The following is a 13,363-nucleotide window of genomic DNA, read 5'->3' on the forward strand; positions in this document are numbered from 1 at the left end:
ACACGGGCGGCATGTCGGTGGACTTCACCGGCACAGATGGTGCACGTGTGCTGAGCGGCGTGGCTTCGGGCAAGCTGGCGGTCGACAGCCAGGAGGCGGTGAACGGTTCGCAGCTGTTTGCGACCAACCAGAACGTGCAGGCCAACACGGTCAACATCGCGACCAACACGGCTGCCATCGCCAACATGGACGGCCGCGTGAACAGCGTGCAAGACTCGGTCTCAAGCCTTTCGCAACAACTGGAAGCGACGCACCAGACTGTGATCGAAAAGATCTCCACTAGCGTCCAGGCCAGCAACTCTCAAGTGGCAACCGCCGGCGATTCTTCGCAGGCAGCGGTGGCGAGCGGCGACAACGCAGTGGCCATGGGTGCGGGTGCAACGGCGTCGGCCAACAACAGCGTCGCGCTAGGTGCCGGCTCGCTGACTGGCAATCGCGAAAACATCGTGTCGGTCGGGTCAGTGGGCAACGAACGTGCGATCGCCAACGTGGCTGACGCGGTGATGGACACCGATGCGGTAAACAAGCGGCAACTCGACGCCGTCTCGGCCAGCAGCCAGGCCTACACGGACGAGCGCATCAACCAAGTGCAGTCGGATATCGACAGCGTCAGGCGCGATTCCAACGGTGCAGCGGCTGCAGCCATGGCGGTGGCGACGCTGCCGCAGTCGATCATCCCGGGTCGCGGCATGGCTTCGGCTGCGGTGAGCACCATGGACGGCGAGTCGGCGGTGGCAGTCGGCATCTCCAAGGTGGCTGAGAACAGCCGCTGGGTCACCAAGCTGGCCGGTACGGTGAACACCCGCGGCAAGCTCGGCGTCAGCGCAGGCATCGGATTCCACTGGTAAGCGGCCCTCGGGCTGATGCACGACGGAGGGGGCGTCGCACTGCGCGGCGCCCCCTCTGATGCTTGTACTGCTGCCACAGCAAGCGCGCCACAGAACTTGATATTTGGGTTGGTGCTTTCCGACCTTTCTCATGTACCGAGCTGAACACCGTTCTTACGATTTCCGTTCACCCCCAGTTGGGGAAACGCATCCACCGCCGCCTGATTGGCGCTATCAAAAAAATATGCGTGATTCACATCGCACCGGGAACTCAACATGACGGCCTTCACCACCGTGGCCTTGATCTGGGGCCTTGCACATTCGATTCTCCTTCGCAGACCGCCTGGTCCTTCGGTAAAAGACTGGCTTGACCTTTGTGGTACAGCGTCATGATTCGCTTGGTCGCCAAGAGGCGAGTCGGTGTGCTCGCATATGCTGCTGGGGAGCGCGAGTACGCTCGCCGCGTGCTGCGCTCACTCGGCTACGCACCGCTTATCTTCACGAACCTTGACGAGTTGACGGCCATGGGGGCCGACGCCATGACCCTCGATATGCTGTATGTCGGCAATTTGCCAGTCACAGACAGCAAAGGTCGTGAGGTCCTCGAAGGCGTTCGGGTTTCAATCGGTCCGGACGTGCCGGTTCTGCATGCAGGCCACCAGGAGGTACGCCCGAAGGTTCGCGGCGTCGCTGCAAGCCTGCCGCGTTCCTTCAGTGATTTCTACAAGCTGATCCGGTCCTTTATGAGCGCTCGCGGCTTCGAGAGCAACCGGTCTCACCTTGCGTGGGGCGTTTATGCCTTCGATCCGCTGGACAGGGGTGTTTCTTTTGCGGACCATAACGTGCAATTGGACGCTGCCGCGTTTGACATCGCTCTCGAACTCTTCTTCAACGCCGAGCGGACTTTGTCGCACAAGCGCTTGAAGCAGATGTTGTACTTGGACAAGCCTGTGTTCAGGAACAGTGATGACTACCTCACTCATACCATCACTGGCCTGGCCACTGATTTGCGGCTGTGTGGAACCTACGGGTGGAGTCTGGAGACACTTGGTCCCGCCGGCTATCGGCTGAGTCGGGTGGAGGCGAGGACGAGCGACCTCGGCGCAGAGACAGTGCCGCATCCAGTTGATCAGCTTGAAAGGCAGTAACGGTCGCGCCAGCGGCGAAGTGGGACTATCGAGTATCTGCAGACATGCGCAACGCCACTCGCGTGAAGGGCTGACGGCGCGGGTCACGGCGGTGACTTCTTGCGAAATCGCGACCTCCTAGAGTCGCCGACCTCACAGAGGGAAGCGACGATGACCGAACCCTTCACCACAGTGCCAGCTTTGTGCAGGCCGCTGCGCCAGCCTCGACAAATGCTTGCGGACCAGCGTTACGACGGCCACAAATCGATCCATGACGATGCCATGGCCGAAGGGCTGGGACTGCGCGCAGGGCCGATCGAGGGACCCACGCATTTCAGCCAAAAAGATCCGCATGGGCTTCGACAGCCACATGGGCGACCACTATCCGTTCACCTTGGCCGACAAGTTGAAGGTGATCACTGAGCCAAGTCCGTGGTACACGCGGGAATCCGGTGCCGAATCGCCTTGGGGGCGGCCGATCATCCCGACCGAGATGATCAGCGTGCTGCTGGGTTCCACGTCCGCGCAATCGGGCCTGAGCGGGCGCAAGCCCGCAGTCGGACTGTTCGCTGGCCAGCAGATCCGGCTCATCAAGGGCCCGCTCTTCGTCGATCAGGATTACGAGCTCGAGCGCGAGATCATTGCGCTTAGCGAAAGCGCACGCACCGAATCGATCTGGGTTCGTACCCACGTCTTCGACGCGGCGTCGCGTGAGCTGGTGGCCGAGATGATCCTCAACGGTGCAGTGATGAAGGCGTCCTACCCGACCTACGAAAGCGAAGCGCGCGCGCTGGCCGGACTCAAGGACTGAACTGGGAAGCTGCAGTTTGCCGAGTAGCGGTGTAAGCTGCCCCTGTGAAACACCTCAAGACACTGATCCTCTCCAGTGCCGTTGGCTTCGCCGGTCTCGCCGTCCTGGCGCCTACGATCGCCTCGGCGGATACACCCACCAAGTCCAGGTCCTGCCATTGGGACCGCCAGACGGGTCGGATGATCTGCCAACGGGTCCGTTCACCCGACACCAGCGCGCCGCCGCCGGTATCAAAGCCGCCGGAGGGCGGGGCGCCAGCCTCTGGTTCGCCTTCATAGCCAATCCGATCGCAGTAGCTCCGTCGCTTGCCGCCGCCACCATCACGGTCAGGAGGGGAAAAAATGGAACTGGAAGAAGTCAATGCGCGACTCCGTGCGCTCGAGTTGAGAGCTGTCGCCCAGACCGCGGCGATCGCGGTGCTGCTGCAAGAGCAGCCCAATGCATCCGCGAAGCTGCATCTGGTCTCTGAGCATCTTGTTGACGCTCCACCGGCTCCCTTGTCTGACGAGGACCTCGTCAAGGTTGCGGCATACATACAAGCAATGCTTGGGGGCCCCTGGATCGACTAACTGCGATTCGACGGCGTCCCAATCTCACGCCTACCAGGTCAGGGTTTCCCCTTTCACCCACCTCGGGTGGTGAGAGCGCCGCGCGTTCCTGTTTCACTGCGTACCGTAGCGCGCGAGGCCGCGCTCGCTGTCTTCGTCCGAACACTGCTCATGAACATTCCCGACCAGCCGATGGAATGTTCAGCGTGGTCGAGCCTGAAGCATCGAACCACTTTCAGAGTCAACAGAAATATGCAAACCATGAGCCTCGCTTTCAGGCCGCTTTCCAACGGCCAGCTTCTCGACTTGCCCGGCACGCTGCCAGTGCTCGACCCGGCAACGGAAGAAGTCATCGCCCAAGTGCCCGACTGCACACGCGAACTGCTCGATGCCACGGTGAAAGCCGCGCAGGCGGCCTTCGACGGCTGGAGCCGCACCACGCATACACATCGCCGTGAACGCATGGAGGCGTTCGCTGCCCGCATCCTGGAGCATGCCGACGAACTCGCGCTGCTGCTCACGCGCGAGCAGGGCCGGCCGCTTCCCATGGCCAAGTCCGAAGTGCTCGGCTGCGTGCACTGGTGCCGCAGCTTCGCGCAGATGGAACTGCCCGTGGCCGAGCGCACAGACAAGGCTGGCATGGGCTGGACCACGCGCCGTGTGCCGCTCGGCGTGGTGGCGGCCATCGCCGCCTGGAACTTCCCGCTCATGCTTGCCTTCTGGAAGCTGGCACCGGCCCTGATGGCCGGCAACACCGTGATCCTGAAACCGTCTCCCTTCACGCCCCTGGCCACGCTGCGCGTCGGTGAACTCGCGGCGGACCTGTTCCCACCCGGCGTGTTCAATGTGCTGTGCGGTGGCGACGCACTGGGCCCGTGGCTGACGTCGCATCCCGGCATCGCGAAGGTGGCCTTCACGGGCTCGACCGCGACCGGTCGTCGTGTCATGGCCTCTGCCGCGCCCACCCTCAAGCACGTGACGCTGGAACTCGGTGGCAACGACGCGGCCATCGTCATGCCCGACGTGGACGTCGCCAAGGTCGCGCGCAAGCTCTTCATGGGCGCTTTCCTCAATTCCGGCCAGGTCTGCATCGCCGCCAAGCGCATCTATGTGCACGACGCGATCTACGACGCCTTCGCGCAGGCCTTCGCCGCCGCCGCCACGTCCGCGCCGATGGGCCCGGGCACGCGAGAAGGTGTGATGCTGGGGCCGGTGCAGAACCGGCCGCAGTACGAACGGGTGAAGGAACTCATTGCCGCAACCAAGGCGGCCGGCCATCGTTTCCTGGCCGGCGGCGACGTGCCCGAGGGCGCGGGTTACTTCATTCCGCCGGCCGTGGTGGACAACCCACCCGACGACGCGCGCGTCGTGGTCGAAGAGCCCTTTGGCCCCATCGTGCCGCTGTTGCGCTTTTCCGATGTCGACGAGGTCGTCCGCCGCGCCAATGACAGCGAATTCGGCTTGGGCGGCTCGGTCTGGTCCAGCGATGCCGAGCAGGCCCGCGCGATCGGTGCCCGGCTGGAGGCGGGCACCGTGTGGATCAACAACCTGCACCTGCTCGACCCGCAGTCGCCCTTTGCCGGACGCAAGCAGTCGGGCATTGGCGCCGAGAACGGCGTCGAGGGCCTGCTGGAGTACACGGCCATCCAAACCATGGTCGGCTGAGGCCGGCTGAACCTGCAATCCATCTCAGCGAGATTCACAAGAAATGCAAATGCGATCCAAAGCCGTCGTCTACCGTGCCGACAGCACCGCAGTCCGCGTCGAAGACATCCTGGTCGACCCTCCGGGCCCCGGGGAGGTCATGATCAAGATGGCCGCCTGCGGCGTCTGCCACAGCGACCTCTCTGTCACCAATGGCACGTTGCCGCTGCCGGCTCCGGTCATCCTGGGCCATGAAGGCGCGGGCGTGGTGTGCCAGGTGGGCGCGGGCGTCGCCGACCTCAAGGTGGGCGACCATGTCATCAGCAGCTTCGTCAACACCTGCGGCAAGTGCCGCTACTGCACCACGGGTCGGGCCAACCTGTGCGAAGCGGGCAAGCTCACGCCGCCGGGCAAGCTGACGGGCGGCCATGTGCGCACCAGCGACGCGCAGGGCCAGCCGCTGGGCGTGATGGGTGGTTGCGGCGTGATGGCCGAGTACGCCACGCTGCATGAGAACAGCGTCGTGAAGATCGTGCCCGGCGTGCCGCTGGACCGCTGCGCCCTGATCGGCTGCGGCGTCATGACGGGCTGGGGCGCGGCGTGCAATACGGCCAAGGTGGAAGCCGGTTCGGTGTGCGTGGTGTTCGGCGCGGGCGGGGTGGGCCTTTCCACCATCCAGGGCTGCCAGAACGCCGGTGCCAGCATGATCGTTGCGGTCGACATGCTGGCCGGCAAGCTCGAATTGGCGAAGACCTTCGGCGCCACCCATGTCATCGATGCCTCGAAGACCGAGAACCTGGTGAAGGACCTGCGCAAGCTCACCGGTGGCGGGGCCGACTATGCCTTCGAGTGCGTCGGACACGGCGAGATCGTGGCGCAGGCCTATGCGTGCTTGCGCAACGGCGGCACCGCAGTGGTCGTCGGGCTGGCGCGGCCGGAGAACACCACCACCTTGCGCACCGCGAGCTTCGCCTTCGAAGAGAAGACGCTCAAGGGCAGCTTCTATGGCTCGACCCGCCCGCGCTACGACTTCCCGCGCCTGGTGGGGCTTTACCAGGCCGGCAAGCTCAAGCTGGACGAACTCATCACGAAGCGCTATCGCATCGAGGAGGCACCACAAGCCTTCGACGATCTCGCAAACGGGCGCAATGCGCGCGGCGTGATCGTCTTCGACTGACGCGGTTGGATGGCGGCCACGCTGAATCAAGGCGCGGGCGGAGCGGAAATCCTGCGCTCCGGCTCTCCGGGCGCAGGCGCCCAGGCAGGGCGCTCCGTTCGCTCCGTGTCGACGATGACGAGATAGCGGCCGCCGCTGTCGACCGGCGTTTGCGTGGCCGGCAGCACCCACATGGATGAACCTTCGGTGCGGGCGCGGAGATAGTCGGCGTCCAGCACACCGAAGTGGTCGAGCAGACGGTTCAGGCTCGCCGGAATCCGGATGCAGCCCTTGGACTGCACGCTTCCGAGGCGTGGCTCCAGATACTCAGGATCGGTGGCGTGCATCTGCAGCCGCATAGTGCTGATGCCGCCGTTCCCCCACAGTCGCTCGGCCTGTTGCCACCCGAAGTCGAACACCCTCATGCCGGCGAGTCCGTAGCCGCGAATGCCGTTCTCGTTGCGAGTGCCTTCGGCGCGGAAATCGGGATTCGACGGCGTGTGTTCGTAGACGCCCAACGGGGTCTGGAAGTGATCGAACTCGCCGCCACGTCCGGTCGAAACGGGCGAAGCGCCGACCAGTTCGGGAAAGCTTCCGGCTGCGAGCCAATAAATGAAGATGGCTTGCACGTTCGGGCTGCGGTCGACCAATGCCACGTACTGTGCCGGCCCTGGATCGGCCCCGGCGCCCTCGAGCGCGGCGGCTGCAAGCAGGCCGTATCGCTGGCTTTCGTCGGCTGGGACGTCCAGCTGGCGGTCGACCTGTTCGCGGTAGGCAATGCGCAGGTCCGCGGGCCCCGGCTGTGCTTGCCCGATGCAGACGCCTCCAAGACCGAGGGCAAGAGCTATCAACGATGCGGCAATACGGCGACAGGAGGCGGACATGTTGATGTTTCGACTCTGCTCCGAATCTGCGGTTCGCCAGGGGGCGCGGGGCCCTAGGTGAAACCCCTCCACCCTGTGCGGGGGGAGGGCGAACCGGGTGCGCGAAGTACGGTAGGCCACCCGTTGCAAAGCGTTACGGGATGCTTTTTTATCGCTACTCACCCTTGCTCCGTCACCCCTCATCCATGAAGAAAACTCTCGTCAGCCTGGCTGCCCTGATCGCAGCCGGCGCTGCATCGGCCCAGTCGTCCACCACCTTGTTCGGCGTTGTCGACGCCGGCGTCAGCTACTACGAAACGACCAGCCGATACCAGAACTACCCACCGCGTTCCGTCCCGCAGCCGGACATCAAGCAGAGCCAGTGGGCGCTGTCCAACAGCGGCAACGCGTCGTCGCGACTGGGCTACCGCGGACAGGAGGACTTGGGTGGTGGCTATGCCGCCGCCTTCTGGCTCGAATCGACCCTTTGGAACGATGTCGGCACGCTCGGCCGCGGCGGTGTCTTCTTCGATCGCCGCTCGACAGTGAGCCTGCTCGGGCCATTTGGCGAAGTGCGCCTCGGCCGCGACTACACGCCGACTTTCTGGGACGACGCTGTCTTCGATCCCTTCGGCGTCGTGGGTGTCGGCACCAGCCTCATTGCCCAGATGCTGGGCGGGGCATTGCCCACCGTCTCTCTCAACCGGGGCTTCTATGCCCGCAAGTCCAATTCCGTCGGCTACTTCCTGCCGGGCAACCTGGGAGGTTTCTATGGTCAGGCGATGTATGCTTTCAACGAGAACGTGTCTTCGGAGCTGATAGAGGACGATCCCAAGGCCGCCAACATCGCGCGCACGGGCGGCTACGCCGGTGCTCGCGTCGGCTACACCCGTGGCCCGTTCGACATCGCAGCCTCTTACGGCAGCAGCACCCTCGCCGACAACTTCCACTTCGGCTCGACCACGAAGGCGAACACGGCCAACCTCGGCGCCTCGTACGACTTCGGTCTGGTGAAGCTCTTTGGCGAATACTCGCGCGTCGACGTCAAGACGGACTTCGCGAACATCGCGACTTTCCCGTTCACGCCGGCACTGACTCCGCCGCTCGACGTGAACACGCGCAACTTTCTTTTCGGCCTGACCGTCCCGCTGGGGGCGAGCCAGATCAAGATGTCATACGCGCAGGTGAAGGGCGAGTTCTTCAACTTCACGCCATACGGTCCGGTGCCGATGATCACGCCCGACCCGAAGGCCAACAAGTTCGCTCTCGGCTACGTGTACAACCTCTCGAAGCGGACGGCTCTCTACGCGACTTTCGCGGTCACGAAGAACGAGAACGGTGCGGCCATCGGCGTGGTCAACGTCGCCTCGGCGGACGTGGCGCCGGGCTACGTCAATGTCGTCAATTCCAGTGCGCCCGGCTATCGCGCGGATCGGGGTTACGGCTACGACTTCGGCATTCGCCACGCGTTCTGACGCCGCCGCTCAGGTCCCGAAGGTGTAGCGCATTCCGACCCACGCAGTGCGCGGCGCACCGGGCGACAAGAGGGTCGCACGGCTGACCGGAAAGTCGCCATTCGCGTTCGCCGGAAGCGCCCGTGCGATGTAGGCGCCGTTCACGGTGAAGCCATTGATTCCCAGCTGGCCGCCGGTCGTGTACTTGCGATCGAACAGGTTGGTGATCTGCACGAAGAACTTCAGTCCGGGCTTGGGCTTGTAGTCCACGCCGAGGTTGAACACCGCGTAGCCCCCGCTGCGCCCTGGGCCGGTGTAGTAGAGGCCATCGGGGGTGTCCAGGCCGTTCTCGTTGCCGCGCACCGTTGTGCCGCTCACCGCGTTCATGTCTGCGCCGACGCGCCAGTGCGCGTTCGGCTCCCAGTCTGCGAAGAGCTTGATGCTGCGCAGCGGCAGCTGCGGTATGCGATCGCCGGGATTGATCTGGATGGTCCCTTCCGTGCCGGGGAAACCTGCCTGGGCGGAGGAATTGCTGCTGTTGCCCGAGCCGTCGATCGTCTCCGGGCTTTGGTAGGTCGCATCCAGCAGGCTCAGGTTGCCGCCGAAGGTCCAACTGGCGGCGGGCTTGGCCTGCAGGCCCATCTCGACCCCCTGGCGCCGTGTCTTGCCGAAGTTCTTGAAGTAGCCAAAGCCGCTCGAGTTGTCCGAAACGAAAAGGATGTCGTCGCGATTGTCCGAGCGGAACACACCGAGGTTCCAGAACACGGTGCCGACCACTGTGCCGCGCAGGCCGGCTTCGAAGGTGGTGGTGACGACCTGCTTGAGCGGCGGGTCGCCGGCGAAGGAATTCGGCAGCTTGCAAGGGCTCGCGGGATCGGCGCAGCCCAACTCGATCGCCGTGGGCGCCCGGCTGCCCTGGTTGGCGCCTGCATAGAGGGTGACCATCTCGGTCGCCGCAAAGGTCAACCCGGCGGCAGGATTGAAGCGCGCGAAGGTGTAGTCACCATCGAGCGAACCCGGTCCGCCGCCGGGCGTGATGCCGTCGACATTCGTCAGCGAGGTGTGGTTGTAGCGTCCGGACAGCGTCAGGTGCGTCCGCGGATTGAACTCCATCGTGTCGGTGGCGTAGATGCTTCCAGTGCTCGAGCGGCTCGACAAGTTGACCCGCGCGTCGAAGGCGTCTTCGGAGTCTTGACTTCCGTCTGCAAAGGCGCCGGGGCCGAACACCGGCGTGATCGTGCGGTCGGGGTTGAGGTAGCCGAACTGCGTGCCTTGCGTGAAGGTCACGCGGCTGGCGTCGTAGGCGGCGCCGACGACGAACTGGTGCCCGACACTGCCCGTCTTCGCCTGTTTCGACAGCTGGCCCGCGAGGCCATAGTTGGTCTGGTCCGCTTCCGTCTGGTTGATCAGGCCGTTGCACCTTTCGTTCGGCTCTGAGTTCAGCAGCGCGTTCGCGATGCAGCGCCACTTGGGAAAGGGCGTATTCGACGCGTTCTCCCCGCTGGTCGGGAAACCCGTGTAGCCGGCGGCCGCCAGTGCTGCCCGCTCGGCGGCGTTGGGCTGGTAGACCGACTGGTCGAAGGAATCGTCGTTGACATCGCCGTTGAAGGTCTTGGCGTTGATCTTGCGGTAATAGGCGTTGCCCGAGAAGGTGAGCGAGTCGCTCAAGGCCTGTACGGTGGCGAGGTTGAGGAAGGCGGACCGGTTTCGGGTGTTGTCGGGGATGGAGCGGACGCTGCCCCAGTCACGCTGCAGCGCGCCCTGTTCCTGCACGCCGTTGCCGGTCAGGTCGTTGTCGGCCAGTGCCAGCGTCAGCGACACATCGCCGTCCCGAGTCTTCCGTCCGACCTTGGTGAACAACTGGCGCAGATCGGAAGGCGATGCGGGGCGCCAGCCGTCTTCGCGGAAGGCGTTGCCGGTGACGTACCAATGCATGCCGTTGTCGGTGTTGTAGCCGCCGGTCTCGAACTCCGCGGCCGCACGGCCGTATGAGCCGCCCAGCACCTGGACCGATGTGCCCGGGAAGTGGATGCCGTCCTTGGTCTGGATCGACAGCGCGCCACCCAGGGTGTTGAGGCCGAACAGGGGATTGCTGCCCGGCATCAGCGCAATCGACGCGATGGCGGTGCGAGAGAACAGATCCCAACTGACCACATCGCCGAAGGGCTGGTTCAGCCGCACACCGTCGAGAAACACCGAGAGTCCCTGTGGCGTGCCGAGCAGCGGAGATGCGGTGAACCCGCGGTAGTTGATATCGGGCTGGAAGGGATTGCCCTGGGTCTCGTTGACGGTCACGCCGCCGATTGCGCGGTTCAGAAAGTTCGACAAGTCGAGCGAATGAAGGCGTTCCATGTCGGCGTCCGTCGCGGTCTGCACGTTCGAGGGTATCTGGTCGCGCGGCACGTCGATGCCGGGCAGCGGCGTGACTGCGATGACGTTGATGGTCGGCAGATCGGGCACGGCCTGGACGACCGGGGCAGTTTCTTCGGTGGGCTCCGCCTGTGCGTGGGCCGCCAGGCCATGGCACAGCAGCAGGACCGCTGTCGCCACAGGCGCTGACGAGAAAACAAGCGCGCGCGCGTGTCCGGACATGCTGTCTCCTCGGTGTTTGAACTTGTTATCGCGCATCACTGCGCGCCCTCGCACCAAGTTATCGCAGGACGGTCGAATGCGACAGGGAAGATTTCCCGACGTGGGCCGGCCGGTTCAGGCGTCTCCGGTGGGGATGAGGCCGTGGCGAAGCGCCAGGTGCGCCATCTCGGCCGTGGTGTGGATGCCCAGCTTGTCCTTGATCAGGCTCTGGAGGTTCGACACGGTCTTCTGGCTCAGATGCAATGTCTGGGCGCAGGCGGCCAGGGATTCGCCGCGCGACAGCAGGCGGAAGATCTCGAATTCGCGCTGGGTCAGCGAATCGAAGGCCAGCGACTCGTCGGCTCCGTCGACCAGGCGCCGGGCCAGTGCCGGGCTCAGGTAGCGGCGGCCTTCGCGCACGCTGCGGACCGCATCGATCAGGCACTCGGGCGGGCTGGTCTTGGAGACGAAGCCCAGCGCGCCGAGTTCGAGCGCGCGGTGCACCAGCATGTCGGTGTCGTGCATGCTGAAGACCAGCGTCCGCGCCTGTGCATCACGTTCGCGCAGGCGGCGAATCAACTCGAGGCCGCTGCTGCCGGGCATCCCCAGGTCGGTGACCGTGATGTCGGGCTCATGGGCCGCGAACTGCGCACAAGCCTCATCGACACTGGCGGCCTGCGCGACGACCGCCATGTCGCCGTCCTGTTCCAGCAGGTGGCGGTATCCCTCTCGCACCACAGGGTGGTCGTCGACCAGCAGGAGCCGAATCACGCCGCCCCCGCGCGAAGTTCAGGCACCAAGGGAAGCTGCATGCGGATGCGCGTGCCGGCGCCCGGCGCGCTGTCGGCTTCGAAGCTGCCGCCAAGTGCCGCGGCGCGCTCCGTCGCACCGAGCAGACCGAAGCCGCGCTCCGGTGTCGCGACGGTGAAGCCGCGGCCATCGTCTTCCACGCTCAGGCTCAAGACCTGGGGAGTCGCCGTGAGCTCGATGTTCACGCGCGTGGCATTCGCGTGACGCACGACATTGGCCAGGGTTTCCTGGGTCACCCGATAGATGGTGGTGTCGATCGCCTCGCCGAGTTGGCGCAGATCGCCCCGGGAATGAAACTGGCAGCGCACGCCGCTGCGCGTCGCCCAGGCTTCGCACAGCGATTGCATCGCGGCGACCAGGCCAAGCTGGTCGAGCTCCGCCGGCCTCAGCCGCCGCACCAGGCGCCGCACGCCCACCTGCAGCAGTTCGGCCGACGCCGCGGCGCGCCGCGCGGCCTCCCCGATCTGCTCGAGCGAGGACGAGCGCTGGATGTAGGTGGCCTCGATACGGATTGCGGTGCAATGCTGGGCGAACTCGTCGTGCAACTCGCGCGCCAGCGCCAGCCGCTCGCTGTCCTGGACGGCGATCAGTTTCTGCGCGAGTTCTCGGTTCTGTGCCAGCAGGCGCGCAGCTTCCTGGCGACGGCGCCGTGCGTACCAGGCCAGGCCCAGCGACAGCGCGACCAGCGTGAGCGGAACCTCGTCCACCTGCCACGCTTCTGCGCGCATGAAGATCGAGGCCAGGCGTTCGTGCAACTCCAACGCGCTCGACAGCAAGAAGGTCAGCACAGTCCCCACGAGTACCCAGGCGAGATCGTATCGACCTGTGCCGTTGGAACCCGGTCGCGACAGCCGCAATACAGCTCTCATTTGCCATCCCTCCAGATCGAGCACATGCAAGAATAATTCCTGTGTCGTTTCTCCAGGACATCCGTCAGTGGGCGAGGCGCGTCAAGCGTGACGTGGTCACGCTCCGGTTTGCGTATCGCCATCCAGGCACGTCATGGTTGCCAAAGCTGCTGGGCGCATTCGTCGTTGCCTATGCGCTGAGTCCCATTGACCTGATCCCCGATTTCATCCCCGTGCTGGGCTACGTCGACGATGTCATCTTGCTTCCTGCCTTGATCTGGCTCGCGATCCGGATGCTGCCGCAGGACGTTCTCTCCGACTCCCGGGTCAAGGCGGACGAATGGATGCGTCGCGGAGAAGGCAAGCCTCGCAGCCCTTGGGGCGCCGTGCTGGTCGTTGCGATCTGGCTCGCGGTCGGGGCGCTGGTTTGGGCATGGTAGGGCCTGTTCACACTACTTCCGGGGATCGCGTTGCCGTGCAAAGGGGCTGGATGCAAGGCGCCCGCGCGYAGCAAGGCTTTGGCCTTGCAAGCGTGGGCAACGCCGCAGACGGCCCCTTTGCACGACAACCCGAAGGGAAGGTATGCCAGGACGGGCCACTCGGCGTTGCGCTCCTTGCATGTGCCAACGCACATGCGGCGTCGCGCGCCTTGATTGGCCCGTCCTGGCATACCTTCGCGACCCCGGAAGTAGTGTGAACAGGCC

Annotated in this window: 13 protein-coding genes; 9 read left to right on the forward strand and 4 right to left on the reverse strand. The window is 64.7% G+C overall.

Translation table 11 applies throughout. The annotated features are described in order from the left end of the window. The 7 genes from AC1DHL_RS29405 to AC1DHL_RS29435 form a co-directional block, all read left to right on the forward strand. A partial coding sequence (locus AC1DHL_RS29405; RefSeq protein WP_478105882.1) for a YadA family autotransporter adhesin occupies positions 1-848 on the forward strand: 848 nt, incomplete at its 5' end. A 368-nt stretch (positions 849-1,216) separates the two neighbouring features. Further along, complete coding sequence (locus tag AC1DHL_RS29410; RefSeq protein ID WP_478164278.1) at positions 1,217-1,975, forward strand: hypothetical protein; 759 nt, start codon at positions 1,217-1,219, stop codon at positions 1,973-1,975. Positions 1,976-2,225: 250 nt separating this feature from the next. Beyond that, positions 2,226-2,765: a hypothetical protein gene (locus AC1DHL_RS29415; RefSeq protein ID WP_478164279.1), complete on the forward strand. Its 540-nt coding sequence runs from the start codon at positions 2,226-2,228 to the stop codon at positions 2,763-2,765. 44 nt (positions 2,766-2,809) lie between these two features. Continuing rightward, positions 2,810-3,043: an HHHH-motif protein gene (locus tag AC1DHL_RS29420; protein ID WP_478105885.1), complete on the forward strand. Its 234-nt coding sequence runs from the start codon at positions 2,810-2,812 to the stop codon at positions 3,041-3,043. 63 nt (positions 3,044-3,106) lie between these two features. Next, entirely contained in the window at positions 3,107-3,334 is a 228-nt protein-coding gene (locus AC1DHL_RS29425; RefSeq protein ID WP_478105886.1) for a hypothetical protein, read from the forward strand. A gap of 240 nt (positions 3,335-3,574) precedes the next feature. Then, positions 3,575-4,978: an aldehyde dehydrogenase family protein gene (locus tag AC1DHL_RS29430; protein WP_478164280.1), complete on the forward strand. Its 1,404-nt coding sequence runs from the start codon at positions 3,575-3,577 to the stop codon at positions 4,976-4,978. Positions 4,979-5,027: 49 nt separating this feature from the next. Continuing rightward, complete coding sequence (locus AC1DHL_RS29435; RefSeq protein WP_478164281.1) at positions 5,028-6,134, forward strand: Zn-dependent alcohol dehydrogenase; 1,107 nt, start codon at positions 5,028-5,030, stop codon at positions 6,132-6,134. Positions 6,135-6,160: 26 nt separating this feature from the next. On the opposite strand, the gene AC1DHL_RS29440 is transcribed toward AC1DHL_RS29435, so the two are convergent. Continuing rightward, entirely contained in the window at positions 6,161-6,997 is an 837-nt protein-coding gene (locus AC1DHL_RS29440) for a L,D-transpeptidase (RefSeq protein ID WP_478164282.1), read from the reverse strand. Positions 6,998-7,182: 185 nt separating this feature from the next. Here AC1DHL_RS29440 and AC1DHL_RS29445 point away from each other — a divergent pair, with 185 nt between their 5' ends. Then, positions 7,183-8,451, forward strand: coding sequence for a porin (locus tag AC1DHL_RS29445; RefSeq protein WP_478164283.1), 1,269 nt, complete (start codon positions 7,183-7,185; stop codon positions 8,449-8,451). A 9-nt stretch (positions 8,452-8,460) separates the two neighbouring features. Here AC1DHL_RS29445 and AC1DHL_RS29450 read toward each other — a convergent pair whose 3' ends face one another. The 3 genes from AC1DHL_RS29450 to AC1DHL_RS29460 form a co-directional block, all read right to left on the reverse strand. Continuing rightward, positions 8,461-11,022 (reverse strand): TonB-dependent receptor, encoded by a 2,562-nt coding sequence (locus AC1DHL_RS29450; protein ID WP_478164284.1) that lies wholly within the window; start codon positions 11,020-11,022, stop codon positions 8,461-8,463. A 114-nt stretch (positions 11,023-11,136) separates the two neighbouring features. Further along, positions 11,137-11,772 carry a response regulator gene (locus AC1DHL_RS29455; RefSeq protein ID WP_478164285.1) on the reverse strand — a complete coding sequence of 212 codons (636 nt, stop codon included), beginning with the start codon at positions 11,770-11,772 and terminating at the stop codon, positions 11,137-11,139. Further along, positions 11,769-12,680 (reverse strand): sensor histidine kinase, encoded by a 912-nt coding sequence (locus tag AC1DHL_RS29460; RefSeq protein ID WP_478164286.1) that lies wholly within the window; start codon positions 12,678-12,680, stop codon positions 11,769-11,771. Before AC1DHL_RS29460 ends, AC1DHL_RS29455 begins: the two co-directional genes overlap by 4 nt. 41 nt (positions 12,681-12,721) lie before the next feature. On the opposite strand from AC1DHL_RS29460, the gene AC1DHL_RS29465 reads away from it, so the two are divergent. Then, positions 12,722-13,099 carry a YkvA family protein gene (locus AC1DHL_RS29465; RefSeq protein WP_478164287.1) on the forward strand — a complete coding sequence of 126 codons (378 nt, stop codon included), beginning with the start codon at positions 12,722-12,724 and terminating at the stop codon, positions 13,097-13,099. Positions 13,100-13,363: the final 264 nt, after the last annotated feature.

The organism is Variovorax sp. 10L426 (assembly GCF_056395305.1).

Coding starts and splice junctions, on each gene's coding strand:
- AC1DHL_RS29440 (WP_478164282.1), bottom strand. CDS start 6,997: ATGTCCGCCTCCTGTCGCCGTATTGCCGCATCGTTGATAGCTCTTGCC.
- AC1DHL_RS29415 (WP_478164279.1), top strand. CDS start 2,226: ATGACGATGCCATGGCCGAAGGGCTGGGACTGCGCGCAGGGCCGATCG.
- AC1DHL_RS29460 (WP_478164286.1), bottom strand. CDS start 12,680: ATGAGAGCTGTATTGCGGCTGTCGCGACCGGGTTCCAACGGCACAGGT.
- AC1DHL_RS29410 (WP_478164278.1), top strand. CDS start 1,217: ATGATTCGCTTGGTCGCCAAGAGGCGAGTCGGTGTGCTCGCATATGCT.
- AC1DHL_RS29435 (WP_478164281.1), top strand. CDS start 5,028: ATGCGATCCAAAGCCGTCGTCTACCGTGCCGACAGCACCGCAGTCCGC.
- AC1DHL_RS29450 (WP_478164284.1), bottom strand. CDS start 11,022: ATGTCCGGACACGCGCGCGCGCTTGTTTTCTCGTCAGCGCCTGTGGCG.
- AC1DHL_RS29445 (WP_478164283.1), top strand. CDS start 7,183: ATGAAGAAAACTCTCGTCAGCCTGGCTGCCCTGATCGCAGCCGGCGCT.
- AC1DHL_RS29430 (WP_478164280.1), top strand. CDS start 3,575: ATGAGCCTCGCTTTCAGGCCGCTTTCCAACGGCCAGCTTCTCGACTTG.
- AC1DHL_RS29425 (WP_478105886.1), top strand. CDS start 3,107: ATGGAACTGGAAGAAGTCAATGCGCGACTCCGTGCGCTCGAGTTGAGA.